Annotated in this window: 20 protein-coding genes and 1 pseudogene; 9 read left to right on the forward strand and 12 right to left on the reverse strand. The window is 65.7% G+C overall.

The annotated features are described in order from the left end of the window. Positions 1 to 51: 51 nt before the first annotated feature. The 4 genes from cpaB to WS62_RS12320 all read right to left on the reverse strand — a co-directional run bounded on the left by cpaB (position 52) and on the right by WS62_RS12320 (position 2,294). The gene (gene cpaB / locus WS62_RS12305; protein WP_066571072.1) at positions 52 to 963 is read right to left on the reverse strand and encodes a Flp pilus assembly protein CpaB; all 912 of its coding nucleotides are present in this window, start codon (positions 961 to 963) and stop codon (positions 52 to 54) included. Between the two features lie 86 nt (positions 964 to 1,049). Further along, the gene (locus WS62_RS12310) at positions 1,050 to 1,517 is read right to left on the reverse strand and encodes a TadE/TadG family type IV pilus assembly protein (protein WP_066571073.1); all 468 of its coding nucleotides are present in this window, start codon (positions 1,515 to 1,517) and stop codon (positions 1,050 to 1,052) included. Further along, positions 1,514 to 2,014 (reverse strand): A24 family peptidase, encoded by a 501-nt coding sequence (locus tag WS62_RS12315; protein ID WP_066571074.1) that lies wholly within the window; start codon positions 2,012 to 2,014, stop codon positions 1,514 to 1,516. The genes WS62_RS12310 and WS62_RS12315 overlap by 4 nt, the downstream gene beginning before the upstream one ends. 82 nt (positions 2,015 to 2,096) lie before the next feature. Continuing rightward, positions 2,097 to 2,294, reverse strand: a complete 198-nt coding sequence (locus WS62_RS12320) for a Flp family type IVb pilin (protein ID WP_162498962.1) — start codon at positions 2,292 to 2,294, stop codon at positions 2,097 to 2,099. 633 nt (positions 2,295 to 2,927) lie between these two features. Between WS62_RS12320 and WS62_RS12325 the strand changes: the two genes are divergently transcribed. From WS62_RS12325 to WS62_RS12340, 4 genes are all read left to right on the forward strand, one after another. Next, complete coding sequence (locus tag WS62_RS12325; protein WP_066571075.1) at positions 2,928 to 4,502, forward strand: collagen-like triple helix repeat-containing protein; 1,575 nt, start codon at positions 2,928 to 2,930, stop codon at positions 4,500 to 4,502. Positions 4,503 to 4,552: 50 nt separating this feature from the next. Next, positions 4,553 to 5,794, forward strand: coding sequence for a collagen-like triple helix repeat-containing protein (locus WS62_RS12330; protein WP_066571076.1), 1,242 nt, complete (start codon positions 4,553 to 4,555; stop codon positions 5,792 to 5,794). Positions 5,795 to 5,957: 163 nt separating this feature from the next. Next, entirely contained in the window at positions 5,958 to 7,613 is a 1,656-nt protein-coding gene (locus WS62_RS12335) for a ShlB/FhaC/HecB family hemolysin secretion/activation protein (RefSeq protein WP_197422819.1), read from the forward strand. Positions 7,614 to 7,832: 219 nt separating this feature from the next. Then, positions 7,833 to 8,294, forward strand: coding sequence for a DUF2147 domain-containing protein (locus WS62_RS12340; protein WP_066571078.1), 462 nt, complete (start codon positions 7,833 to 7,835; stop codon positions 8,292 to 8,294). Positions 8,295 to 8,432: 138 nt separating this feature from the next. Here WS62_RS12340 and WS62_RS12345 read toward each other — a convergent pair whose 3' ends face one another. The 6 genes from WS62_RS12345 to typA form a co-directional block, all read right to left on the reverse strand. Further along, complete coding sequence (locus WS62_RS12345; RefSeq protein WP_066571079.1) at positions 8,433 to 8,840, reverse strand: transposase; 408 nt, start codon at positions 8,838 to 8,840, stop codon at positions 8,433 to 8,435. A gap of 196 nt (positions 8,841 to 9,036) precedes the next feature. Further along, on the reverse strand, positions 9,037 to 10,134 hold the full coding sequence (gene zapE / locus WS62_RS12350) for a cell division protein ZapE (protein WP_066571101.1): 1,098 nt from the start codon (positions 10,132 to 10,134) through the stop codon (positions 9,037 to 9,039). Positions 10,135 to 10,240: 106 nt separating this feature from the next. Beyond that, positions 10,241 to 11,671, reverse strand: coding sequence for a dihydrolipoyl dehydrogenase (lpdA, locus tag WS62_RS12355; RefSeq protein ID WP_066571080.1), 1,431 nt, complete (start codon positions 11,669 to 11,671; stop codon positions 10,241 to 10,243). 96 nt (positions 11,672 to 11,767) lie between these two features. Further along, positions 11,768 to 13,039: a 2-oxoglutarate dehydrogenase complex dihydrolipoyllysine-residue succinyltransferase gene (gene odhB, locus WS62_RS12360; protein ID WP_066571081.1), complete on the reverse strand. Its 1,272-nt coding sequence runs from the start codon at positions 13,037 to 13,039 to the stop codon at positions 11,768 to 11,770. Positions 13,040 to 13,172: 133 nt separating this feature from the next. Further along, positions 13,173 to 16,037 (reverse strand): 2-oxoglutarate dehydrogenase E1 component, encoded by a 2,865-nt coding sequence (locus WS62_RS12365; RefSeq protein ID WP_066489558.1) that lies wholly within the window; start codon positions 16,035 to 16,037, stop codon positions 13,173 to 13,175. Positions 16,038 to 16,390: 353 nt separating this feature from the next. Next, complete coding sequence (gene typA / locus WS62_RS12370; protein WP_066489556.1) at positions 16,391 to 18,217, reverse strand: translational GTPase TypA; 1,827 nt, start codon at positions 18,215 to 18,217, stop codon at positions 16,391 to 16,393. On the opposite strand from typA, the pseudogene WS62_RS38085 reads away from it, so the two are divergent. The 5 genes and pseudogenes from WS62_RS38085 (at position 18,170) to WS62_RS12390 (ending at position 23,469) form a co-directional block, all read left to right on the forward strand. Beyond that, positions 18,170 to 18,308: pseudogene (locus tag WS62_RS38085) on the forward strand (pyridoxal-dependent decarboxylase). The gene typA and the pseudogene WS62_RS38085 overlap by 48 nt on opposite strands. Before the next feature lie 198 nt (positions 18,309 to 18,506). After that, the gene (locus WS62_RS12375) at positions 18,507 to 19,004 is read left to right on the forward strand and encodes a MarR family winged helix-turn-helix transcriptional regulator (protein WP_066571082.1); all 498 of its coding nucleotides are present in this window, start codon (positions 18,507 to 18,509) and stop codon (positions 19,002 to 19,004) included. A 99-nt stretch (positions 19,005 to 19,103) separates the two neighbouring features. Beyond that, positions 19,104 to 20,600: an efflux transporter outer membrane subunit gene (locus WS62_RS12380; protein WP_066571083.1), complete on the forward strand. Its 1,497-nt coding sequence runs from the start codon at positions 19,104 to 19,106 to the stop codon at positions 20,598 to 20,600. A gap of 62 nt (positions 20,601 to 20,662) precedes the next feature. Beyond that, positions 20,663 to 21,883, forward strand: coding sequence for an HlyD family secretion protein (locus WS62_RS12385; protein ID WP_066571084.1), 1,221 nt, complete (start codon positions 20,663 to 20,665; stop codon positions 21,881 to 21,883). A gap of 26 nt (positions 21,884 to 21,909) precedes the next feature. Further along, positions 21,910 to 23,469: a DHA2 family efflux MFS transporter permease subunit gene (locus tag WS62_RS12390; RefSeq protein ID WP_066571085.1), complete on the forward strand. Its 1,560-nt coding sequence runs from the start codon at positions 21,910 to 21,912 to the stop codon at positions 23,467 to 23,469. A 225-nt stretch (positions 23,470 to 23,694) separates the two neighbouring features. On the opposite strand, the gene truB is transcribed toward WS62_RS12390, so the two are convergent. Next, entirely contained in the window at positions 23,695 to 24,600 is a 906-nt protein-coding gene (truB, locus tag WS62_RS12395) for a tRNA pseudouridine(55) synthase TruB (RefSeq protein ID WP_442855080.1), read from the reverse strand. 57 nt (positions 24,601 to 24,657) lie between these two features. Further along, positions 24,658 to 25,026, reverse strand: a complete 369-nt coding sequence (gene rbfA / locus WS62_RS12400; RefSeq protein WP_066489542.1) for a 30S ribosome-binding factor RbfA — start codon at positions 25,024 to 25,026, stop codon at positions 24,658 to 24,660. Between the last annotated feature and the right edge of the window lie 14 nt (positions 25,027 to 25,040).

Genomic DNA, 25,040 nt, shown 5'->3' on the forward strand with positions numbered 1-25,040 from the left:
GGCGCGAGCCGGCCCCTCTCCCTGCCGTCACTGTTCGAATCAACTTGTCGATCAATAGGCGACCGTTTCGGCTCGCCCGCCCCGGATCACTTCGATGCTGCCTCCTGCGCGCGGCGCGGCCGCCACCGGCGCGCCCCGCGGCGCGGCCGCGCGCGGCGCCGGCGCCCGCGCGCCGCCGCTGCCCGACAGCTCGCTCAGCACGAGCCCCGCCGCCGCCTGGTTCGACGGCTCCACGCCGCCTAACGCGCGCACGGCGACCGTCTGCGCGGCGACGTCTTCGTCGCGCGGGCTGCGCAGCGCGAGCACGAGCCGTCCGCTCGCCTCGGCGAGCGTCAGCGCGTCGACCTGCGCGGTCGGCACCGCGAGCACCGCGGTGCGCGCGCCCGCGCCCGTCGGGCCCGGCGTGCCGTCACGATCGACCGTCGCGTCGCCGAACGACAGCACGCGCACCCGTGACAGCAGCAGCCGCGCCTGCGATTGCGAGATTTCCGAGCCGGTCGTGCCGAAGCTGCCTTCGCGCTTCATATTCACGAACACGTCGACGAAGTTGCCGGGACGCAGCCGATTGCCGACCGCGTTCGTGTCGTCGACCTTGACCGCGACCGCGCGCTCGCCCGGCGCGATCTGGTCGGCAAGCCCCGACATCAGCTCGCTTTCGAGCACGGGCGCCCGCGCGACGATGTCGCTCGCCGGGATGCGGCCCGTGACGAGCGTCGGATTCGGGAACGCGCCGGCGATCGGCGCAGGCATCTGCTGCACCTTCAGCGCGTCGGCGGGAATCGGCTGCCCCGCCGGCAGCGCGCGCGCCGCGACGACGACGGGCACCACCGCCGTCGCGACGGCGGTCGCGGCGCTCGGCGCGGCGGGCGCCGGCTTGCGCCCGAGCAGCCACGCGTAAATGCCGAGCAGGATCGCGATCCCGATCAGCAGCCCCGCGATGATCTTGGTCAGATGATTGGCCATGGTTGTTATCAGTGCAGCGGCGAAAGAAGTCGTTGGAGAAAACCGCGCCGGCTGGCGGCGCGGCGGCCCGGCCTAATCGATCACGTTCATATGATGTTCGTCGGGTTGATCTGCACCGTCGCCTGGCTCGTCAGCGTCGTCGGCAGCACCGCGTTGAAGAGCGCAACCGTCGGCACGAGCGGATTGGACGCATACGGATACGTAACCGTCACCTGGATGCAGTACATCGTCGAGTCGTACGAGCAGGTGAAATTCTGCGAGGTCGAGCACGTCGCGCCCGTCAGCCAGCCCGTCAGATTGCTCGCGGCCGTGCACGCGGCCGTCGCACGCAGGCTGAGCGCCGCCGCCTGCGTCTGCGCGACCTGGTAATTGAGCGCCGCGCGCGCGCCCTCCGTCGCGGCGAGCGTCAGGCTCTGCTGCGCGGCGAAGATCATGCCGTACGTGACGATCCCGTAGAGGACCATGAAAAAGACGGGGAACAGGATCGCGAATTCGATCGCGGTCGCGCCGCGCTGGAAGCGCCGCGGCCGGAACCGTCCGAGCGCGTGCTTCATCGCGTGCCTCCGGTATGAATCAGATAGGCGAGCCAGGCCGCGGCGGGCGCGGCGAGAAACGCCGCATAAGGCGCGGAGCGGCGCGCGCCGAGCGCGAACGCAGGCGCGCCGTGGCGCCCGAGCGAACCGAACGACGTGCGGCTCAGCAGCATGAGGCCGAGCGCGTGAATGCCCGCCGCGATGCTCGCGACGATCCACAGCCACGGCAGCACCGACAGGCCGCACCACGCGCCGAGCACCGCGAATACCTTGACGTCCGCGGCGCCCATCACGCGCAGTGCGAAAAACGGAAAAAGGGAAACGAGACCGACCACCCCGCCGATCAATGCGCCGGTCAATGTCGTATCGAACGGGTTTTGTCGGCAGACTGTAAAAATGATAACGGCAGCAAGACCAGCGAGCACCAATTCGTTGGGAATACGGCGATCGCGACAATCAGCAATTGCAACAGCCGCAGCCCAGGCAAAAAAGAACCCAATACTGAATAAATGAATCATTTCAGCCCCAGCCGCCCAGCGACGTGTTGCGGATTGCCGAAGCAATCCGCAATTCGTGGTAACGCGTATTTAGAAGTAAACGTTATGCCGCCGGCAATTTGCTGGCGATCGTACTGAACAGGTTGCTGAGGTCGGTACCGAGCGTGCCGACCGTCGTCGCGATGGCCACCGCGATCAGACCCGCGATCAACCCGTATTCGATCGCGGTTACCCCTGCCTCCTCCGTGAGGAAGCGATTCATCAGCTGTTTCATGTTGATCCTCGTGCCTTGAGTCCTCATTGGCCTTGCTTTTCGCTATCGGCCGACCTTGCCCCGCCATTCGACTTTAATGTCGGATCGGGCGGTTTCGTTATAACTCCTTTTTCAAGAGTTTCTAACAATTTGATACAAGTTAACATTCATGTCGGCGGCGTCCTCCTCGTATTCCCTGATGTACCAGGCCGTACAAATAGCGCGCGAGCGAATCTTATATCTGAATCTTTGTTGGTTCCACAATTTTGTCAATTTTGATCAGACATTATGACCACGCGCACGCTTATTTTTACGACTTCCCGGTAGTCCTTACACATAAGGACTTACGATAGGTTAGATCTACATACCTAATCCATTAGTAAAAAGTTCGATTCACATATCGACGAGCCGCCCGCGCATTTGCCGCACGTTACGCCGCGGACGTAACGAAAAACACGCGGCGTTACGTTACGAAGGCATAAGAATTCGGCCGCCGCCCCCAACTTCCGCCCCTTTCCAAGAGATGCCCCGCCTCGCTCAAACCCTTTTCCGACAAGGGGTTGCGGGACATCGGCGCGCGCACCGAAAAGATCGTCCAGAGAAATGGCATGCCAGTTGCAGAGAAGTCGGCCGCAGGTGCAGCACACCAATCATCAGACAACACACCAATGCGAGGACGTTATGAACATCGAGACCATTTCCCATGGCACGCTCCGGACGACTTTGATCGCGGCCACCGTAGCAACCATGCTCTCCCTCTCCGCTTGCGGCGGCTCCGGCTCGATCAGCAAGGGGCTCGACGGCTCGGGCTCCGGCTCCGGTAGCGGCAACGCGATTTCCACGACGGGCGACGGCTCAGGTTCGGGTTCGGGCGGCACGAGCGGCTCGGGTTCGGACGGCGGCTCAGGCTCGACGGGCGGCCTGTCGGGCGGCGGCGGCTCGACCTCCGGCGGCGGCTCGACTTCCGGCGGCGGTTCCACGTCGGGCGGCGGCACGTCGACCTCGTCGAGCATCAACGCACTCGGCACGATCGCCGGCAACACGGGCGGCATCATCAGCGGCGCCGGCTCGACCGTGTCGGGCCTCGGCACCGTCGTCGGCAGCCAGACGCTGCCCGGCGTGAACACGCAGACGACGCAAGCGCTCGGCGGCATCGTCCAGGACCTCGGCGGCGCAGTCAGCGCGCTCGGCACGGGCGTGACGAGCGGCATCGGCCAGCTCGGCTCGTCGACGAACCCGATCGGCACGACCGTCGCGAGCACGGGCGGCGTGGTCAGCCAGTTGGGCGGGGCCGTCACGCAAACGGGCAACCTCGTCACGAGTCTCGGCACGGGCCCGCTCGCGCCGCTGTCGCCTCTCACGTCGCCGCTCGGCGGCGCGGTCAGCACGCTCGGCAACACAATCACCGCGGGCGGCACGACGCTCACCACCGCACTGTCGACGGGCCCCGTCCAGCAACTGACGCAAACGGTCAGCTCGGCGATCACGCCGATCACGTCGATGGTCACGGGCACGACGCAAACGGTCGGCAACGTGACGGGCCTCGGCGCGCCCATGAACACGCTGCTCGGCACGATCGGCGGCGGCCTGAACCAGGCCGGCGCGCCGATCACGAAGACGGGCAACAATCCGGTCACGACGGGCCTCGGCCAGACGGTGTCGGCAACCGGCAACACGATCACGTCGGTCGGCGGCCTGCTGACGGGCAGCACCGGCTCGACGAATCCGCTCGCGCCGATCACGGCCGCGGTCGGCAGCCTGACGGGCACGCTGAGCGGCGTCGGCGGCGCGACCTCGGGCACCCCGCTCGCTCCGCTGACGAACGTCGTGTCGACGGTGACGGGCGCGCTCACGGGCGCAGCGGGCGGCACGTCGACGAGCAACCCGCTCGCGCCGGTCACGGGTCTCGTCTCGACCGTCACGGGCGCGCTCACGGGCGGTACGGGCTCGAGCAACCCGCTCGCCCCCGTCACCGGCCTCGTGTCGACTGTCACGGGCGCGCTCACCGGTGCGACCGGCGGCACGACGTCGACGAGCCCGCTCGCCCCGGTCACGAACCTCGTGTCGACCGCGACGGGCGCACTCGGCGGCGCAACGACGGCGCCGGCGACGAGCTCGACGACCACCGCGACGAACCCGGTCGCGAGCCTCACCGCGCCGCTGACCGGCACGAGCAGCGGCACGAGCGGGTCGACCAACCTGCTGTCGCCCGTCACGTCGCTCGTCGGCGGCCTGCTCGGCGGCATCAAGAAGTAAACAGGGCTCGCGCCCATCCAGCATCAGATAAGACAGCGAGGAGCAGCATCATGAATCAGCAACGTTTCGTTCCGGCGTCCGTGCTTACGGGCTGGCGCGTTCCGCTCACCACGCTCGCGACCGCGTGCGTGCTCGCCGCGTGCGGCGGCAGCGACATCGCCGCGCCGCCGTCCGCGGGCAACAGCGGCAGCGGCGGCAACACGACGCCGACCAATCCGAACAACCCGCCGCCGACCGCGACCGGCACGTCCGGCGTCGTCAACACGCTCGGCAAGACCGCGACCGATCTCGGCAACACGATCGGCTCGACAAGCGTGCCGGGCCTCGGCAGCGGCGTCACGCAAGGCGTCGGCGCGACGGTCGGCAGCACGGGCGGCATCCTCAACGCCGCGGCGGACGCGGTGAGCAACGGCCTCGGCCAGATCGGCTCGACGCAGAATCCGGTCGGCACGACGGTCGCCGGCCTCGGCAACGTCGTGAGCGCGGCGAGCAACACCGTGCAAGGTCTCAGCCAGACCGTGCAGGCTGTCGGCACGGGCCCGCTCGCACCGCTCTCGCCCGTCACGACGCCCGTCGCAGGCGCGCTGGCGACGGCGGCGAACGGCGTGAACGCGGCCGGCACGATGCTCGGCAGCGCGCTGTCGACGGGTCCTGTCCAGCAGATCACGCAGCCGATCAGCTCGGCCGTGACGCCGCTCGTCATCACGGCGGGCCAGGTCACTCAGACGGTCGGCACCACGACGGGCGTCGGCCAGCCGGTGTCGGGCCTGTTGCAGCAAGTCGGCGGCGCGATCAGCTCGGCCGGCCAACAGATCGCGGGCACGTCGTCGCAGCCGCTCGTCGGCGATGTCGGCCAGCTCGTGTCCTCGGTCGGCAACACCGTGACGAACGCGGGCGGCCTCGTCAATCCGGCCGCACCGAACGGTGCGGCGCCGATCCCGGGTCTCATCACGAGCCTCGTCGGCGGCTCGACGGCAACGGCCGCCACCGGTTCGGGCTCGGGCTCGACGCTCGGCAACCCGCTGAGCGGCGCGCTGTCGAGCCTCGGCGGAGGCGCGCTCGGCGGGAGCGCCACGTCCGGCGGCGCGAGCAATCCGCTCGCGCCCGTTACCGGTTTGCTGAATACTGTCACGGGCGCGCTCACGGGCGCGACGGGATCGAGCGGCGGCACGAATCCGCTCGCCCCCATCACGTCGCTCACGGGCGGCGCGACCTCGTCGACGAGCGGCTCGACCGGGCTCCTCGCACCAGTGACGAACACCCTCGGGACGCTGGGCAGCATGAGTAAGTGATACGAAGCACGGCGCGCTCCCTCCGGCGGGGAGCGCGCAGTCGGATTAGAACAACGGAAGACCACGATGCGCGGCGCGCGATATGCCGCGCATCTGCATTAGAAGATCACAAGCACAAAGAGGCCCACGAGGAATCACAATGAAATCCAGACACGAATCTTGGATGCTGTTGCTCGCGCTCGTTGCGGCCGCCGGCGCCGCGCACGCGCAAAGCCGCTCGGGCGGCAACCCGCTCGAAGCGCTGCCGCAGATCAACACGCCGCAGCGGCCGAGCGTGACCGTGCAGGTCGCGCCGCAGGAAGTCCAGGTGCAGGCGCTGCTCGCCCGCCATCTGACGCCGACCTCGTTCCAGGTCGCAGGCGTCAAGTCGATTCCGTTCGAAGAGATCTCGCAGCGCTTCACGCCGCTCGTCGGCAAGGACATTACGATCGGCCAGTTGATCGAAATGGCGAACGGCGTGACGAAGCTGTATCAGGAGCGCGGCTACGCACTGTCGTTCGCATTCATCCCCGCGCAGACGTTCGAGGGCGGCGTCGTGCGCGTGACGGTCGTCGAAGGCTACGTCGCGAACGTGAAGATCACCGGCCGGCCCGGCGCGATGGAACCGAAAGTCCGCGCGATCGCCGCGCACATCATGGACGACCGGCCGCTGCGCCGCGCGACGTTCGAGCGCTACGTGAACACGTTTGGCCTCTTGCCCGGCGTCACGGTGAAGGCGAACGTGCCGCCGCCGCAGAACACCGACGGCGCGACGACGCTCGAGCTCAACGTCGATCGCAAGCCGTTCAACGTGAGCGCGGGGCTCAACACGAACAACCCCGGCTTGCAGGGGCTCTTCACGGTGACCGAGAACGGCCTCACCTCGCTCGGCGAGCAGTTGAGCATCTCCGCCCTCTTCCCGAAAGGCCCGAACAACCAGACGTACGTGTCGTTCAACGGCGCCGTGCCGATCGGCAGCAACGGCCTCGTCACGCGTCTCGACGCGAGCCACTACCGCGGCAATCCGTCGGTCGACCAGACGGCGCTGCCAAATGTCCAGCGCACCGTCATCAACGACAAGCTCGGCCTGTCCGCGTCCTATCCGCTGATGCTGAGCAACCAGCGCAGCCTGCTCGGCACGGTGTCGGGCTACGCGTCGCACAGTGAAGATCGCTACCAGAACCAGATCACGGGTGCGATGATCGGCACGCGCTCGCAAGTGCGCGTGCTGCAGATGCAGCTCGACTACACGAGCGTGCAGCCGAAGCAGGTCCAGAAGCTGAGCTTCAACGTCGCGAAGGCATTCGACATTCTCGGCGCGTCGAAATCGGGCATCACGAACATTCCCGGCGTCACCGCGACGAATCCCGCATCGACGACGTTCGTGCGCACGGGCGCGACGTTCGTGCAGACGAACGAGTGGCCGTTCAAGATCGGCTCGACCGTGCAGCTCACCGGCCAGTACAGCCCCGATTCGTTGCCGACCACCGAGCAGATCTCGTTCGGCGCGCAGCGCTTCGCGCTCGGTTATCAGCCGGGCGAGACGTCGGGGGATTCCGGCTGGGGCGCGTCGCTCGAGTTCAATCGCGCATTCGCGCCGGGCTTCACGTATCTGAAGAACATCACGCCGTACGTCGTATACGACATGGCGCGCGTGTATCTGCATTCGGGCACGCCGGTGCCGCGCCGACTGTCGTCGGTCGGGCTCGGCGTGCGATTGACCGACAGCCGCTTCTACAACCTCGACGTGTCGATCGCGAAGCCCGTCGGCGACTCACCGATCGAGAGCGCATCGCGCAGCCCGCGCGTGAATGCGTCGTTCTCCTATCAGCTCTACTGACGCGCTCGCGCCCTTGCCGCTTCGCTTCGCGCACGCGGCCCGTCATGCGACGGGCCGCTTCCGTTTTCACTTCACATCTTCACGTCGATTAGAAGCACTTGTATCAAACGCGGCGCGCAGATTCACGTATTCTGCGCAAAGCTCGCATGCATCGCCGTTCAACGCAAACGGCCCCGCGAGCCCGATGAAAAAGACATTGTGCGATCCAAGGAGGAAGACATGTTTCAAATGACCCGTTCACTGCGCTCAATCACCGTTGCAGGCGCGCTCCTCGCATGCGCTGCGAGCGCATTCGCTCAAGCGGACAGCCCGATCGGCACATGGCAGACAATCGACGACCACACGGGCAAGCCGAAGGCACTCGTGCAAATCAGCGAAGACTCGAGCGGCGAACTGTCGGGCAAGGTCCTCAAGGGCCTCGGCGAGAACGACACGCCGGATCGCCGCTGCACCGCGTGCACCGACGAGCGCAAGGATCAGCTGATCAAGGGCATGACGATCATCAAGGCGATGAAGAAGGAAGGCGACGGCTGGGACGGCGGCAACATCCTCGACCCGGAAAACGGCAAGGTCTACAAATGCAAGATGAAGCTCGAAGAAGGCGGGCAGAAGCTCGTCGTGCGCGGCTACATCGGCGTGTCGCTGCTCGGTCGCTCGCAAACCTGGATGCGCGCGCAATAAGCCCATTCGACGCCGACAAGCGCTGCTTGTCGCCGCTCGCGTTCCGCGCTTCGCGAACGCTGGCGGCAAAACAAAACCGGCCTGTGCGTTTCCGCCAGGCCGGTTTTTTCATGCGCGCGATATGCTGCGCGCGTCGCGTCAGATCACGTGCTCGAGCGCGTGATCGTGACGAGGCGCGGTCGACGTCGTCGACGCTCCGCCGCTGCGCGCTTGCGCCGCTTTCGAGCGCGCATGCGTACGCATGCGCATCGCCATCAGCTCGCACAGATCATCGCTTTCTGCGCCGAACAGCTCGACCAGCACGCGCTTCAACGCGCCGGACTCGTGCCACGCCTTGAAGCGGCGATGACAGGTCTGATACGCGGGAAAACGGCGCGGCATCGCCGACCAGTTCGCGCCGCTATAGATCACCCACAGCACGCCGTTCAGCACCGCGCGCGTATCCGCGAGCGGCCTGCCGCGCAATTCCTTGCGCGGACGCAGCTCGGGCAGCAACGGAGCGACGCGCTGCCACTCCTCATCATTGATATCGCGATACGGCGTCATGTGTCTCTCCGTTCGTGAAGAACATGACGCAACGATATCGAGACGAATCGGCATTGGATACAACGCGCGCGCCGATTTAAGAATAGTTAATACCGAATTAACCGAAGTTAACCGTCTGGCGTGCTTTTTCGAATTCGGGCCGGGTCGTTCGGGGTTCACACCGTGCAATACGCGGCCGCCGGCCAGTCGGGTCGGATCAGGTCAGCGACGTGTCGATCAGGCGCCGCGGCGTCTCGAGATACTCCTTCGACTGCATCTCGACGATGCGCGAGACCGTCCGGCTGAATTCGTTCGCCATCGGTCCTTCGATGTACAGATCTTCCGCGGGCACCGCGGCCGACATCAGCAGCTTGACCTTGTGGTCGTACAGCACGTCGATGAGCCACGTGAAGCGGCGCGCCTCGGACGCCATCCGCGGCGACATCTGCGGCACCTCGGACAGCACGATCGCATGGAAGCGGCTCGCGAGCTCGAGGTAGTCGTTCTGCGAGCGCGGGCCGCCGCAGAGCGTCGCGAAATCGAACCAGACGACGCCGTCCGCGCGGCGCAGCGCCTTGATCTCGCGCTTTTCGATGTGCAGGATCGGGCTCTCGTCGGGCACCGCGGCGAGCTGCGCGAACGCATGGCGCAGCGCGCGATCGGCTTGCGCGCCGAGCGGCGTGTGATACATCCGCACCTGCGTGAGCGTGCGCTGCCGGTAGTCGACGCCTGCGTCGACGTTCAGCACGTCGAGCTTGTCCTTCAAGAGCGCGATCGCCGGCAGCATGCGGTCGCGATGCAATCCGTCGGGGTACAGATCGTCCGGATCGTAATTGGATGTCGTCACGAACTGCACGCCGTTCGAAAACAGCCGGTCGAGCAGCCGATACAGGATCATCGCGTCGGCGATGTCCGACACGTGGAATTCGTCGAAGCAGATGAGCCGATAGCGCTTCGCGATGCGGCGCGCGAGCTCGTCGAGCGGATCGGCCTGCCCTTTCAGCTCCTCGAGCTCGCGATGCACTTCTCGCATGAACTCGTGAAAATGCAGCCGCGTCTTGCGCTGCACCGGCACGACCGCATAGAAGCTGTCCATCAGGAAGCTCTTGCCGCGCCCGACGCCGCCCCACATGTAGACGCCGCGCGGCGGATCCGGGCGAATGACGAGTTTCTTGAACGCATTCGAGCGACGCGCCTTGTAGGCGACCCATTCGCCATAACAGCGCTGCAGGCGTTCGACCGCGGCGCGCTGCGCGGCATCGGACTGATAGCCGCGCGTCTTCAGCTCGTGCTCGTAGTATTCGGTGACGTTCATCATGCAAACCGGCAAAAACGAAGGCGAGCAGGAAAACCCACCCGCCTTCGCCGAGAAACTGCGACGCCGGCCGCGACGGCCGGCGCGCGGTGCTGCGTTTTCGCGCTTAGCTGTTGAGCGAGCGCTTGTCGACGGCGAGCGCCGCTTCGCGCATCACTTCGGACAACGACGGGTGCGGATGGCAGATCCGTGCGATGTCTTCCGACGCCGCCTTGAATTCCATCGCGACCACGGCTTCTGCGATCAGGTCCGACGCGTTCGGCGAGATCACGTGCACGCCGAGCAGCTCGTCCGTCTTCGCGTCGGCGATCATCTTCACGAAACCGTCCGAACGGCCCATGCCGAGCGCGCGGCCGTTGATCGAGAACGGGAACTTGCCCGACTTGATCTCGCGGCCTTCCGTCTTCAGTTGCTGCTCGGTCTTGCCGACCCACGCGATTTCCGGCTCGGTGTAGATCACCCACGGAATGCAGTTGTAGTCGATGTGCGGCTTCTGGCCGTCGATCACTTCCGCGACAAGCACGCCTTCGTCTTCCGCCTTGTGCGCGAGCATCGGGCCGCGCACGACGTCGCCGATCGCGTAGACGTTCGGCGCCGCGGTGCGGCAGTGGTCGTCGACGTCGATGAAGCCGCGCTCGTTCGCCTTCAGGCCGATCGCTTCGAGGCCGAGGTTGTCGGTGTTCGGCACGCGGCCGATCGACACGATCAGGCGATCCGCTTCGAGCGTCTTCGCGTTGCCGTCCTTGTCGGTGTACGCGATCGACACGCTGTCCGCGCCCGCCTTCACTTCGTCGATCTTCACGCCGAGGTTGATGTCGAGACCCTGCTTCTTGAACAGCTTCGCCGCTTCCTTCGCGAGCGCTTCGTCGGCCGCGCCGAGGAACGCCGGCAGCGCTTCGAGCACCGTCACTTCGGCGCCGAGGCGGCGCCACACCGAGCCGAGCTCGAGGCCGATCACGCCCGCGCCGATCACGGCGAGCTTCTTCGGCACCGTGTCGAACGTCAGCGCGCCTTCGTTGTCCGCGACGATCCTGTTGTCGACCGGCACGTTCGGCAGATGGCGCGCCTTCGAGCCCGTCGCGATGATCACGTTCTTCGCGGTGACGACCTCGGTTTCGCCTTCGCCGCTCACTTCGATCTGCACGCCGGCGTCGGTCTTGCCGGTGAACTTGCCGTGGCCCTTCAGCCACGTGATCTTGTTCTTCTTGAACAGGAACTCGATTCCGCCCGTCATCTTCTCGACGATCGCATCCTTGCGGCCGATCATCTTCGCGACGTCCATCTTCACGTCGCCGACGCTGATGCCGTGCTCGGCGAGGTGATGCGACGCCTTCTCGAACTCTTCCGACGAGGCGAGGAGCGCCTTCGACGGGATGCAGCCGACGTTCAGGCACGTGCCGCCCAACTTCAGCGCGCCCGCCGGGTTCTTCCATTTTTCGATACAGGCAACCGTTTTGCCCAACTGCGCGGCGCGGATCGCCGCGATGTAGCCGCCAGGGCCGGCGCCGATCACGACGACGTCAAATTCCTTCGACATGACAATCCTTTGATTTGGCAGCGGCGTGCCGAACGGGCGCCCGGAAAGGGGCGCCCGCGCGGCTCGCCGCAGCGGTTCGATGCGGGAAAAGCGTGCTTACAGGTCGAGCAGCAGGCGCGCCGGATCTTCGAGCGCGTCCTTCATCGCGACGAGCGACAGCACCGCTTCGCGGCCGTCGATGATCCGGTGGTCGTACGACAGCGCGAGATAGTTGATCGGACGGATCACGATCTGGCCGTTCTCGACGACCGGGCGCTCCTTCGTCGCGTGCACGCCGAGGATTGCCGACTGCGGCGGGTTGATGATCGGGGTCGACAGCATCGAGCCGAATACGCCGCCGTTCGAGATCGAGAACGTACCGCCCGTCATTTCGTCGATCGACAGCTTGCCGTCCTTCGCCTTCTGGCCGAATTCGGCGATCTTCTTCTCGATCTCGGCGAGGCTCAGTTGATCCGCGTTGCGCAGGATCGGCACGACGAGGCCGCGCGGCGAACCGACCGCGATGCCGATGTCGAAGTAGCCGTGGTAGACGATGTCGTTGCCGTCGATCGACGCGTTCACGAGCGGGAACTTCTTCAGCGCGTGGACCGCGGCCTTCACGAAGAACGACATGAAGCCGAGCTTCACGCCGTGTTCCTTCTCGAATTTGTCCTTGTACTTCGCACGCAGGTCCATGACGGGCTGCATGTTCACTTCGTTGAACGTCGTCAGGATCGCGTTCGTCTGCTGCGACTCGAGCAGACGCTCGGCGATACGCGCGCGCAGACGCGACATCGGCACGCGCTGTTCCGGACGGTCGTTGAGCCACGTCGTCGCCGACGCCGGCACCTTCACTTCCGGCAACGCCGGCTTCGCGGCGGCCAACGCCCGCGCGGCGGCCGGAGCGGCCTTCGGCGCGCTGCCCGCGGACAGCACGTCGCCCTTCGTGATGCGGCCGTCGCGGCCCGAGCCGGCGACGTCGCCTGCGGCGAGACCCTTCTCGGCCATCAGCTTCGCGGCGGACGGTGCAGCGGCAGCCGTGCTCGACGCAGCGGCGGCAGCCGGTTGCGCGGCCGGTGCGGCAGCGGGTGCTGCGGCCGGCTGGACTTCGGCTTCGCCGGCCGCGGCAGCGGCGGCGCCCGCCTTCGCTTCGGTGTCGATCGTCGCGATCAATTGGTCGGCGACGACCGTGTCACCATCGTTCTGCAGTACTTGCGCGAGCACGCCCGCGGCGGGCGCCGGCACTTCGAGGACGACCTTGTCGGTCTCGAGCTCGATCAGGATTTCGTCTTGCGCGACGGCTTCGCCGAGCTTCTTCTTCCACTGCAGCATGGTCGCTTCCGAAACCGATTCGGAGAGCTGGGGGACTTTGACTTCTACGATAGCCATTTGAATTTCCTGGATGCTTAATCTGGGTAATGACGAGACGTTTGCGTGCGCTGTCGGGAGTCGCGGCGCGCGGCGCGCGCGATCGAAAGCGTGCGGGAAAGCGCACCGCGCCTTCCCGCTTCGCTGCGTCTCTTTATTTCGCGATCGATGCGCTCTTCAAGCGGCCGAATGCGCCTTCGATGAGGGCCTTCTGCTGCTCGTAGTGCTTCGCGTAATAGCCGACGGCCGGCGAGGCGGAAGCCGGGCGGCCGCTGTACGCGAGCTTCTGCCCTTCCTTCATGCCTTCCTTCAGGTGGTGTTCGACGTAGAACCACGGACCCTGATTTTGCGGCTCGTCCTGCACCCAGACCACTTCCGTCGCGTTCTCGAACCGCTTCATCTCCGCTTCGAACTGCTTGTGCGCGAACGGATAGAGCTGCTCGATCCGGACGATCGCGACGTCGTTCGCCTTCGCTTCGCGGCGATGCGCGACGAGGTCGTAGTACACGCGGCCCGAACAGGCCAGCACGCGCTTGACCTTCTTCGCGTCGATGCCGCCGTCGACTTCGCCCAGCACCGGCTGGAACGAACCCTTCGCCAGCTCCGACAGGTCCGACACCGCTTCCTTGTGGCGCAGCAGCGACTTCGGCGTCGCCACGACGAGCGGCTTGCGGAACAGGCGGATCATCTGGCGGCGCAGCAGATGGAAAATCTGCGCCGGCGTCGTCGGCTGCACCACTTGCATGTTGTGATCCGCGCAGAGCTGCAGGAAACGCTCGATGCGAGTCGACGAGTGCTCCGGACCCTGGCCTTCGTAGCCGTGCGGCAGCAGCATCGTCAGGCCCGACACGCGGCCCCACTTCACTTCGCCCGACGAGATGAACTGGTCGATCACGACCTGCGCGCCGTTGACGAAGTCGCCGAACTGCGCTTCCCACGCGACGAGCGTGTTCGGCTCGGCGGTCGAATAGCCGTATTCGAAGCCCAGCACCGCCTCTTCCGACAGCACCGAGTCGATCACCGTGAACTTCGCCTGGCCTTCGGCGATGTTCTGCAGCGGCACATAGGTGCCGTCGTTCCAGCGCTCGCGGTTCTGGTCGTGCAGCACCGCGTGGCGGTGGGTGAACGTGCCGCGGCCCGAGTCCTGGCCGGTCAGGCGCACGGCGTAGCCCGACGCGACGAGCGATGCGAACGCGAGGTGCTCGCCCATGCCCCAGTCGAGCGGCTGCTCGCCGCGCGCCATCGCGCGACGATCGTTGATCACGCGCTCGACGAGCGGGTGGACCTTGAAGTTCTCGGGCACCGTCGTGATGCGTTCGCCGAGGCGCTTCAGCTCGGCAAGCGGCACCGCGGTGTCGGCCGCGTCGGTCCACTTGCGGTTCAGGAACGGCATCCAGTCGACCGCGTATTTGCTCTTGTAGTTCGACAGCACCGGATCGACCGTGTGATGGCCGTCGTCCATCGCCTTGCGGTACGCCTTCACGAAGCCATCGCCTTCTTCAGCCGTGATCACGCCCTGCTGGACGAGCTTCTCCGCGTACAGCGCGCGGGTGCCCGGGTGCTGCGCGATCTTCTTGTACATCAGCGGCTGCGTGACGGCCGGCGTGTCCTGCTCGTTGTGGCCGAGCTTGCGGAAGCAGACGATGTCGATCACGACATCCTTGTGGAACTGCATCCGGTAGTCGATCGCGATCTGCGTCGCGAGCACGACCGCTTCCGGATCGTCGCCGTTCACGTGCAGCACCGGCGCCTCGATCATCTTGACGACGTCGGTGCAGTACAGCGTCGAGCGCGAATCGCGCGGGTCCGACGTCGTGAAGCCGATCTGGTTGTTGATGACGATGTGCAGCGTGCCGTGCGTGCCGTAGCCGCGCGTCTGCGCGAGGTTCAGCGTTTCCATCACGACGCCCTGGCCCGCGAACGCCGCGTCGCCGTGGATCTGCACGGGCAGCACTTGCAGGCCGTCGGCGTCGCCGCGGCGGTCCATCCGCGCCTTCGCGGAACCTTCGACCACCGGGTTGACGATTTCGAGGTGCGACGGGTTGAACGCGAGCGACAGGTGAACCGGGCCGCCTTCCGTCGAGACGTCCGACGAGAAGCCCTTGTGATACTTCACGTCGCCTGCCGGCAGATCGTCGACGTGCTTGCCTTCGAATTCGGCGAAGAGATCGGCCGGCATCTTGCCGAGCGTGTTCACGAGCACGTTCAAACGGCCGCGGTGCGCCATGCCGATGACGATTTCCTGCACGCCCTTCGAGCCCGCGTGCCGGACGACTTCGTCCATCGATGCGATGAAGCTCTCGCCGCCTTCGAGCGAGAAGCGCTTCTGGCCGACGTACTTCGTGTGCAGGTAGCGCTCGAGGCCTTCGGCGGCCGTCAGGCGGTTCAGGATGTGCTTCTTCTTGTCAGCCGAGAAGTTCGGCGTCGCGCGGATCGTCTCGAGGCGATCCTGCCACCAGCGCTTCTGCTCCGGGTCGCCGATGTACATGAACTCGGCGCCGATCGTGCCGCAGTACGTGTCGCGCAGACCCTTGACGATGTCGCGCAGCGACGCCTGCTCGAAACCGAAATACAGGTTGCTCGCACTGAACGTCTGGTCGAGGTCGGCTTCGGAGAAATCGTAGAACGCGGGTTCCAGCTCGGGAATCGCGGGACGCTCGCGGCGCTTCAGGGGATCGAGATTGGCCCATTGCGAGCCGAGGAAGCGATAAGCGCTGATGAGCGACTGAACGTGAACTTGCTTGCGGGCGGTAGCGAGGTTGCCGCCGCTTTCGCGCGGGATGAAAGCGTTGGCTTTCGCGCGCTGCGCGAACGATTCGACGATCGGATTGTGGGCCACGTCGCTCGCGTTGGAACCGTCGGTCGCGGGAACATTTTGCAGTGCGTCGAAATATTCGCGCCAGTTTTCCGGCACCGACGCCGGATTATCCAAATAGGCTTCGTACAGTTCTTCAACATACGAAGCGTTGCCGCCGAACAAATACGAGTTCAGCTGGAACTGCTTCATTACATCTGACATTTGACGCTCACCTTTCTTCGAGCTTCTCGAGAAATAGCGGGTTACTCAACCTTCCGCGACACGGCCTGACCGTTTAGCGGATTGCGCGAATCAAGTCTTGCTTGGAAGGACCTAAAACTTGCGTGCGCGCAGCATATCACAGAAAACCCTGCGGCGAGCACGGCGATAGCGCCCTGAAAGCCCGTCCCGGCGGGCTTTCGCGCGGTTCGCGATCATTCCGGCGGCAGCATGCAACACTGTTTTTCAAACGGCGTGCCCACCCTCTTTCCGCACATGCGAAAAAGCCGCCCGAAGGCGGCTCTTTCGATGCATCGCGGAGGCGGCGCGACGCGCGGGCAACGCCCGGCGAACGTTCAGCCGGCTTCGGCTTCGCGGCTCGCGCGGCGACGCTCGTGCTCCTTCAGGTGACGCTTGCGCAGGCGGATCGACTGCGGCGTCACCTCGACGAGTTCGTCGTCGTCGATGAATTCGACCGCGTATTCAAGCGACATCTGGATCGGCGGCACGAGGCGCACCGCTTCGTCGGTGCCCGACGCGCGCACGTTGGTCAGCTGCTTGCCCTTGATCGGGTTCACCACCAGGTCGTTGTCGCGGCTGTGGATGCCGATGATCATGCCTTCATAGAGCGCGTCGCCCGGCTTCACGAACATGCGGCCGCGATCCTGCAGCTTCCACAGCGCATAGGCAACCGCCGCGCCGTCGTCCTGCGAGATCAGCACGCCGTTGCGGCGCTCGCCGACCGAACCTTCCCTGACCGGCGCGTACGCATCGAAGATGTGGCTCATCAGGCCCGTGCCGCGCGTGAGCGTGAGGAATTCGCCCTGGAAGCCAATCAGGCCGCGCGCCGGAATCCGGTATTCGAGACGCGTGCGGCCGCGGCCGTCCGACACCATGTCGAGCATCTCGCCCTTGCGACGGCCGAGTTCCTCCATCACGCCGCCCTGGTGCTCGTCTTCGAGATCGACCGTCAGGAGTTCGTACGGTTCGTGCTTGACGCCGTCGACTTCCTGCATCACGACGCGCGGACGCGACACCGCGAGCTCGTAGCCTTCGCGGCGCATGTTCTCGACCAGGATCGTCAGGTGCAGCTCGCCGCGGCCCGACACCTCGAACACCGTTTCGTCGCCCGTGTCCTTCACGCGCAGCGCGACGTTGTGGTTCAGCTCCTTCATCAGGCGGTCGCGGATCTGGCGGCTCGTCACGAACTTGCCTTCGCGGCCCGCGAGCGGCGACGAATTGACGAGAAAGTTCATCGTCAGCGTCGGCTCGTCGACAGTGATCATCGGCAGCGCTTCAGGCGTGTCGACCGCGCAGATCGTCGCGCCGATGCCGACGTCCTCGATGCCGTTGATGAGCACGATGTCGCCCGCCTCGGCCGACTCGACCTGCACGCGCTCGAGACCCTCGAACGACAGCACCTGGTTGATCTTGCGGCTCAGCACGTCGCCTTCCGGGCCGAAGCGCATCACGACCGGCATGCCGGGCTTGATGCGCCCGCGCGTGATGCGGCCGACGCCGATCCGGCCGACGTACGTCGAGTAGTCGAGCGACGTGATCTGCAGTTGCAGCGGCGCTTCCGGATCGGCCGGACGCACCGGCACGTGCTCGAGGATCGCCTCGAACAGCGGACGCATGTCGCCGTCTCGCGCGGCCGGATCGAGCGATGCGTAGCCGTTCAGGCCCGACGCGTAGACGATCGGGAAGTCGAGCTGCTCTTCGGTCGCGCCGAGCTTGTCGAACAGGTCGAACGTCTGGTTGATCACCCAGTCGATCCGCGCGCCCGGACGGTCGATCTTGTTGACGACGACGATCGGCTTGAGACCGAGCGCGAGCGCCTTCTTCGTCACGAAGCGGGTCTGCGGCATCGGGCCTTCGACCGCGTCGACGAGAAGGAGCACCGAGTCGACCATCGACAGCACGCGCTCCACTTCACCGCCGAAGTCCGCGTGTCCCGGCGTGTCGACGATGTTGATGTGCGTGCCTTCGTACTCGACCGCGCAGTTCTTCGCGAGAATCGTGATCCCGCGCTCCTTTTCGATGTCGTTCGAATCCATCACCCGCTCGGCGACCTGCTGGTTCTCGCGGAAGGTGCCGGACTGGCGAAGCAGTTGGTCGACGAGCGTCGTCTTGCCGTGGTCGACGTGGGCGATGATGGCGATGTTGCGAAGGGCGCGGGTCATAGAAACCTGAAAACGGATGGAACGCGCAAACGCGCGCGCACCGTTGCCCGATGCGCGCGCGATTTGCAGCTTGAAAAGCCTGAAATTATAGCACGTCAATATGTCGCAAGCTGAGCCGCCCGTTGCGGTGCGGCATCGGCGCCGCCATCCGCCAGTCGCCGATGGGCCCACTCGCGTCAGGGCCATTTTTGCAGTTCTGCATCCAAATGGAGCTTCAATTAACATTTGCCGCAGCAACTAATCGCGCCTATACTGCTGCCTAGTCAACTATTGCAGCCTCAGAGAATTTATGTCGGACCCCTCTTCCCCGCAGCATGATCTCGATCTGTCCCTGTATCAGATCAACGACAGCGTCGGCTATCTGATGTCGCGCGTGAAATCGCTGATGACGAACATGGTCACGCAGCGCACGCAGACGGAACTCGGCATCACCGGCACGCAGGCGACCATGCTGTTCATGCTCGCCGTCGGCAAATGCTCGACGGCGGCCGAGCTCGCGCGCGAGTACGGCATCGACGCAAGCGCGATCACGCGCCTGCTCGACCGCGTCGAGAAGCGCGGCCTGCTGCAGCGGGTGCGCAGCAACGAGGACCGGCGCGTCGTGCGGCTCGAACTGACCGACGAAGGACGCGAACTCACGAGGCGCATGCCGGCAATCTTCCGCAGCGTGCTCGATCAGGTGCTCGATGGCTTCACGCCCGAGGAAGTCGGCTTCCTCAAGAGCATGCTGCGTCGCATTCTCGTCAATTCAGGCGAATGTCCGGGTACCGGCGGAAGCCCATCGTAAATATTGCCGCAACAAGTAATTCAGACAGATAAATGTAAGGAAATCCTTGCAGTGTCCACTATTCATTCCGAGTCAGATTCCGAGTCAGGATACCCAGCAATGAAAACCTTCCCGTTGTCCGCCTGCCGGACCGCCACGGCCGTCGCGGTCGCCGCGCTCGCGCTCGCGGGATGCGCGAACTATTTCGGCATCAAGAGCGACAAGGCAATGGCCCCCGCGACGCAGTTCGAAAGCACGCAGAGCCTGCCCGCGCAAGGCGGCCAGTGGCCGTCGCTCGACTGGGCGAACCAGTTCGGCGATTCGCAGTTGCCGAAGCTGATCGACGAGGCGCTCGAAGGCAATCCGACGATCGCGCAGGCGCAGGCGCGGATCGCGAAGGCGTCGTCGTACATCGAGTCGTCGCGCTCGACGCTCCTGCCGCAGGCGGACGCGAAGTATTCGTGGACCCGCGAGCTGTATTCGGGCAACGCCCTCTTCCCGCCGCCGTTCGGCGGCCAGTGGTACAGCGAGAACAACGCACTCGCGAGCGCGTCGTGGGAGCTCGACCTGTGGGGCAAGAACCGCGCGCGCCTCCATGCGGCCGTGTCGCAGGAAAAGGCCGCCGAAGCCGACATGCAGCAGGCGCGCGTGACGCTCGCGACATCGGTCGCGCGCACCTATAACCAGCTCGCGCAGCTCTACGCGCTGCGCGACATCGCCGAGCGCGAGATCTCGAACCGGCAGACAGTCGGCAAGATCACCGACGGCCGCGTCGGCGCGGGCCTCGACACCAACGTCGAGCGCCAGACCGCGCGCGGCAACATCGCGACGAGCCAGTCGACGCTATCCGATCTCGACGGCCAGATCACGAACGTGCGCTATCAGCTCGCCGCGCTGCTCGGCAAGGGCCCCGACCGCGGGCTGAAAATCGCGGCACCCGTGCTGAGCCCGGGCGCTGCGGTCGCGCTGCCGGACAACCTGCCCGCCGATCTCGTGTCGCGCCGCCCGGACATCGTCGCCGCGCGCTGGCAGGTCGAGGCGGCGATGCACGACGTGAAGGAAGCGAAAGCCGAGTTCTTCCCGGACATCAACCTCGCGGCGGGCTTCGGCTTCGATGCGTTCGGCTGGGGCAAATTCCTGAACTTCGCGAGCCGCCAGGCGCAATTCGGCCCGGCGATCCATCTGCCGATCTTCGACGGCGGCGCGTTGCGCGCACGGCTGAAGGGCCGCTACGCCGACTTCGATCTGTCCGTCGCGAACTACAACCAGGCGCTGATCAATGCCTTGAACGACGTCGCGACGCAAGTCGCGTCGATCCGCTCGATCGACACGCAGATGGGCGACGCGCAGCGCGCGCTCGACGCGTCGACGCGCGCGTACGAGCTTGCGGTGATCCGCTACAAGGCGGGCCTGTCGCCGCAACTGCAGGTATTGAATGCGGACAGCAATCGGCTCGCCGCCGAGCAGACGGTGACGAACCTGAAGATGCGCCGCCGCGACCTTCAAATCGGCCTCGCGAAGGCGCTCGGCGGCGGCTTCGACGCGACCGGCACGCGGCTCGCCGCGCCCGCCCCCGCGTCGACGCCGGACGCCTCCGCGCAGCACGCGTCGAACTGAATTCCCGGACACATCCGGACCCTCGCTTTAATCGCCTTAGATAGAAGACGGAGAAACTCGCCATGAGCGACCCTCAACAAAACGCAGCGACCGCGCAGCCGCAGAGCAACGGCAAGCGCAAGCGGATGATGACGCTGCTCGTCGCGGTGATCGCGATCGCCGCGATCGCCTACGGCCTCTATTACCTGCTCGTCGCGCGCTTCCACGAATCCACCGACGACGCCTATGTGAACGGCAATGTCGTGCAGATCACGCCGCAGGTGACGGGCACCGTGATCGCGGTGAAGGCGGACGACACGCAGACCGTGAAGGCAGGCGACCCGCTCGTCATGCTCGACCCGGCCGATTCGCAAGTTGCGCTGCAGCAGGCTGAGGCGAACCTCGCGCAAACGGTGCGCCAGGTGCGCGGCCTCTATGTCAACGACGACCAGTACCGCGCGCAGGTCGCGCTGCGCCAGTCGGACCTGTCGAAGGCGCAGGACGACCTGCGCCGCCGGCTCGCCGTCGCGCAGACGGGCGCCGTGTCGCAGGAAGAAATCTCGCACGCGCGCGATGCGGTGAAGGCCGCGCAGGCATCGCTCGACGCCGCCGAGCAGCAGCTCGCGTCGAATCGCGCGCTCACCGCGAACACGACGATCACCGATCATCCGAACGTGCTCGCCGCCGCCGCGAAGGTCCGCGACGCGTATCTGGGCAACGCGCGCAACACGCTGCCCGCGCCCGTCACCGGCTATGTCGCGAAGCGCTCGGTGCAGGTCGGACAGCGCGTGTCGCCGGGCACGCCGCTGATGTCGGTCGTGCCGCTCGCCGCCGTGTGGGTCGACGCGAACTTCAAGGAAGTGCAGTTGAAGCACATGCGGATCGGCCAGCCGGTCGAGCTGACGGCCGACATCTACGGCTCGTCGGTCAAGTACCACGGCAAGGTGATCGGCTTCTCGGCCGGCACGGGCGCCGCGTTCTCGCTGCTGCCGGCGCAGAACGCGACGGGCAACTGGATCAAGGTCGTCCAGCGTCTGCCCGTGCGCGTCGAGCTCGATCCGAAGGATCTGAAGGATCATCCGCTGCGGATCGGCCTGTCGATGCAAGTTGACGTCGACATCAAGGACGAAAGCGGCAACCAGCTCGGCAACGTGCAGAACACCGTATACGAGACCGACGTGTTCGCGAAGTACGGCGACGAAGCGAATGCGGAGATCGCGCGCATCATCGCGGCGAACTCGGGCGGCTCGGGCGGGCCGACGCCGGCCGCGAAGGTCGCCGGCCGCACATCGAACCTGATGTAAGCGCCTTTCACGCCGGACCACGAAGCATGGCACAGCCACAAGCTCCCCTTCCTCCGCTCACCGGCGGACAGCTCATACTCGGCACGATCGCGGTATCGCTCGCCGTGTTCATGAACGTGCTCGACACGTCGATTGCCAACGTCGCGATCCCGACGATCTCGGGCGACCTCGGCGTGTCGTCCGACCAGGGCACTTGGGTCATCACGTCGTTCGCGGTCGCGAACGCGATCTCGGTGCCGCTCACGGGCTGGCTCACCGAGCGCTTCGGCCAGGTACGCCTTTTCCTCGCGTCGATCATCCTGTTCGTGATCTCGTCATGGATGTGCGGGCTTGCGCCGACGCTGCCGTTCCTGCTTGCGTCGCGCGTGCTGCAAGGCGCGGTCGCCGGGCCGATGATCCCGCTGTCGCAAGCGCTGCTGCTGTCGAGCTATCCGCGTGCGAAAGCGCCGATGGCGCTCGCGCTGTGGTCAATGACGACGCTGATCGCGCCCGTGGCCGGCCCGATTCTCGGCGGCTGGATCTCGGACAACTACTCGTGGCCATGGATCTTCTATGTGAACATTCCGGTCGGCTTCGCCGCCGCGGCCGTCACGTGGATGATCTATCGCAGTCGCGAGTCGGCCGTCCGCCGCGCGCCGATCGACGGCGTCGGGCTCGCGCTCCTCGTGATCTGGGTCGGCTCGCTGCAGGTCATGCTCGACAAGGGCAAGGACCTCGACTGGTTCGCGTCGACGACGATCGTCGTGCTCGCGCTCACCGCGCTGATCGCGTTTGCGTTCTTCGTCGTCTGGGAGTTGACGGCCGAGCATCCGGTCGTCGATCTGTCGCTGTTCCGGATGCGCAACTTCACGGGCGGCACGATCGCGCTGTCGGTCGGCTACGGGCTCTACTTCGGCAATCTCGTGCTGCTGCCACTGTGGCTGCAAACGCAGATCGGCTACACGGCGACCGACGCGGGACTCGTGATGGCGCCCGTCGGCTTTTTCGCGATCCTGCTGTCGCCGCTCACGGGCAAGTTTCTGTCGCGCACCGATCCGCGCTACATCGCGACGGCCGCATTCCTGACGTTCGCGCTGTGCTTCTGGATGCGCTCGCGCTACACGACGGGCGTCGACGAATGGTCGCTGATGGCGCCGACCTTCGTGCAAGGCATCGCGATGGCGGGCTTCTTCATTCCGCTCGTATCGATTACGCTGTCCGGCCTGCCCGGCCACCGGATTCCGGCGGCGTCGGGTCTGTCGAACTTCGTGCGGATCATGTGCGGCGGCATCGGGACGTCGATCTTCCAAACCGCGTGGGACCACCGGAACAACTTCCACCACGCGCAGCTCGTCGAACAGGCGAATCCGTACAACCCGACGTTCAATCAAGCGGTCACGCAGATGGGCCAGCTCGGCCTCACGCGGGAGCAGGCGCACGGGCTCATCAACAACCTCGCGACGCAGCAGGCCGCACAGTTGGGCGTGAACGACCTGTTTTACATCTCGGCCGCGATCTTCGTGCTGCTGATCGCGCTCATCTGGATCACGAAGCCCGAGCGTGCGGGCGGCGGCGATTCGAGCGCGGCGGCGTCGGCCGCGCACTGAGCGGCGCTTCGCGCCGTTCACGCCGCACCAAGCAAAACGCCCGGCCTTCGAGCCGGGCGTTTTGTTTTGCTGACGTCGTATCGATCACGCTGACATCGCGCGCGCTGCGTCCCTGCATGCCGTGTGGCGCGACGGCGTATCCATCGTCGGCGCGGCATCGCACTTCGCCTTGCTTGTTGCGCGCGGAGCGGCGCTGGCCGGCCTCGCCGCGACCCGCCCAAGCGACTACGCGCCCGTCACGACGAGCCGTTCCGGCGCGAGCACCCCTTCTATCGCACGCGCGACGCCGAGTAGCCGGTCGTCGCCGTCGTAGACGCGCACGCGCGCGCCTTCGTCCGTAGGCCGCGCGGCCAGTTCGGCGAGCTTCAGGCGCTGGCCGTGAAGAAAACGCTTCGCGAGCGCCGCGTCGAGCTTCACGAGCGGGAACGTCGACAGCAGCGTGTCAACGGGCGCGAGTCGCGCGTCGCGCTCGACTTGCGTCGCGGCGTCGAGCGCATCGAGCGTTACCGCATGCTCGAGCGTCAGCGAACCGACGCCGGTACGGCGCAGCATCGTCAGATGCGCGCCGCAGCCGAGCGCTTCGCCGATGTCCTCGGCGAGCGTGCGCACATAGGTGCCCTTGCTGCACGTGACGCGAAACGTCACGTCGGGCACCGCGCACGACAGGAGCTCGAGCGAGCGGATCGTCACCGTGCGCCCTTCGCGCTCGACCGTCTGGCCGGCGCGCGCATATTCGTATAGCGGCTTGCCGTCGCGCTTCAACGCCGAGTACATCGGCGGCACCTGCACGATATCGCCGGTGAAACGCGCGAGCGTCGCATCGACTGCGGCCTCGTCGCAGGCCACGTCGCGCGTGTCGAGCACGTCGCCTTCGGCGTCGCCTGTCGTCGTGCGCACGCCGAGGCGCATCGTCGCTTCATAGGTCTTGTCGGCGTCGAGCAGATCCTGCGAAAACTTCGTCGCTTCGCCGAAGCATAGCGGCAGCAATCCCGATGCGAGCGGATCGAGCGTGCCCGTGTGGCCCGCTTTCTTCGCAAGATACAGGCGCTTGGCGCGCATCAGCGCGTCGTTGCTCGAAAGCCCGACCGGCTTGTCGAGCAGCAGCACGCCGTCGAGCGCGCGGCGCGGAATCCGGGGGCGAGGCGAAACAGTCGTCATGTGGTCTTCGCGCAAGGGCTCGTGCGATGCTCAGTCGTCCTTCGCACGCGTCGCGTTTGCCTCTTCAATGAGGCGCGACATCGCGACGGCCTTCTCGATCGTCTGGTCGTAATGGAAATGGAGTGTCGGCACCGTGTGAATGTGCAGGCGCTTGAAGAGCAGATTGTGCAGATGGCCGGCTGCGTGATTGAGCGCGTCCTGCGTGTCCGCGGGATTGCCCGTGAGCGCGGTGAAATAGACCTTCGCGTGCGCGTAGTCGGGCGTGAGCTCGACCGACTGGATCGTGACGATCCCGATGCGCGGGTCCTTGACCTCGCGCATGATGAGCTCCGACAGATCACGCTGGATCTGATCGGCGATCTGCACGTTGCGATTGGGAGAACTGCGTTTTTTAGTCATGGTAAATCCGTCAT

Source organism: Burkholderia sp. ABCPW 14 (assembly GCF_001523835.1).
Taxonomy (GTDB): Bacteria; Pseudomonadota; Gammaproteobacteria; order Burkholderiales; family Burkholderiaceae; genus Burkholderia; species Burkholderia mayonis.

What these genes read in the sequence shown, in the direction of transcription:
- cpaB (WP_066571072.1), bottom strand. Translation starts at nt 963, where the DNA reads ATGGCCAATCATCTGACCAAGATCATCGCGGGGCTGCTGATCGGGATC.
- WS62_RS12310 (WP_066571073.1), bottom strand. Translation starts at nt 1,517, where the DNA reads ATGAAGCACGCGCTCGGACGGTTCCGGCCGCGGCGCTTCCAGCGCGGC.
- WS62_RS12315 (WP_066571074.1), bottom strand. Translation starts at nt 2,014, where the DNA reads ATGATTCATTTATTCAGTATTGGGTTCTTTTTTGCCTGGGCTGCGGCT.
- WS62_RS12320 (WP_162498962.1), bottom strand. Translation starts at nt 2,294, where the DNA reads ATGAGGACTCAAGGCACGAGGATCAACATGAAACAGCTGATGAATCGC.
- WS62_RS12325 (WP_066571075.1), top strand. Translation starts at nt 2,928, where the DNA reads ATGAACATCGAGACCATTTCCCATGGCACGCTCCGGACGACTTTGATC.
- WS62_RS12330 (WP_066571076.1), top strand. Translation starts at nt 4,553, where the DNA reads ATGAATCAGCAACGTTTCGTTCCGGCGTCCGTGCTTACGGGCTGGCGC.
- WS62_RS12335 (WP_197422819.1), top strand. Translation starts at nt 5,958, where the DNA reads ATGCTGTTGCTCGCGCTCGTTGCGGCCGCCGGCGCCGCGCACGCGCAA.
- WS62_RS12340 (WP_066571078.1), top strand. Translation starts at nt 7,833, where the DNA reads ATGTTTCAAATGACCCGTTCACTGCGCTCAATCACCGTTGCAGGCGCG.
- WS62_RS12345 (WP_066571079.1), bottom strand. Translation starts at nt 8,840, where the DNA reads ATGACGCCGTATCGCGATATCAATGATGAGGAGTGGCAGCGCGTCGCT.
- zapE (WP_066571101.1), bottom strand. Translation starts at nt 10,134, where the DNA reads ATGAACGTCACCGAATACTACGAGCACGAGCTGAAGACGCGCGGCTAT.
- lpdA (WP_066571080.1), bottom strand. Translation starts at nt 11,671, where the DNA reads ATGTCGAAGGAATTTGACGTCGTCGTGATCGGCGCCGGCCCTGGCGGC.
- odhB (WP_066571081.1), bottom strand. Translation starts at nt 13,039, where the DNA reads ATGGCTATCGTAGAAGTCAAAGTCCCCCAGCTCTCCGAATCGGTTTCG.
- WS62_RS12365 (WP_066489558.1), bottom strand. Translation starts at nt 16,037, where the DNA reads ATGTCAGATGTAATGAAGCAGTTCCAGCTGAACTCGTATTTGTTCGGC.
- typA (WP_066489556.1), bottom strand. Translation starts at nt 18,217, where the DNA reads ATGACCCGCGCCCTTCGCAACATCGCCATCATCGCCCACGTCGACCAC.
- WS62_RS12375 (WP_066571082.1), top strand. Translation starts at nt 18,507, where the DNA reads ATGTCGGACCCCTCTTCCCCGCAGCATGATCTCGATCTGTCCCTGTAT.
- WS62_RS12380 (WP_066571083.1), top strand. Translation starts at nt 19,104, where the DNA reads ATGAAAACCTTCCCGTTGTCCGCCTGCCGGACCGCCACGGCCGTCGCG.
- WS62_RS12385 (WP_066571084.1), top strand. Translation starts at nt 20,663, where the DNA reads ATGAGCGACCCTCAACAAAACGCAGCGACCGCGCAGCCGCAGAGCAAC.
- WS62_RS12390 (WP_066571085.1), top strand. Translation starts at nt 21,910, where the DNA reads ATGGCACAGCCACAAGCTCCCCTTCCTCCGCTCACCGGCGGACAGCTC.
- rbfA (WP_066489542.1), bottom strand. Translation starts at nt 25,026, where the DNA reads ATGACTAAAAAACGCAGTTCTCCCAATCGCAACGTGCAGATCGCCGAT.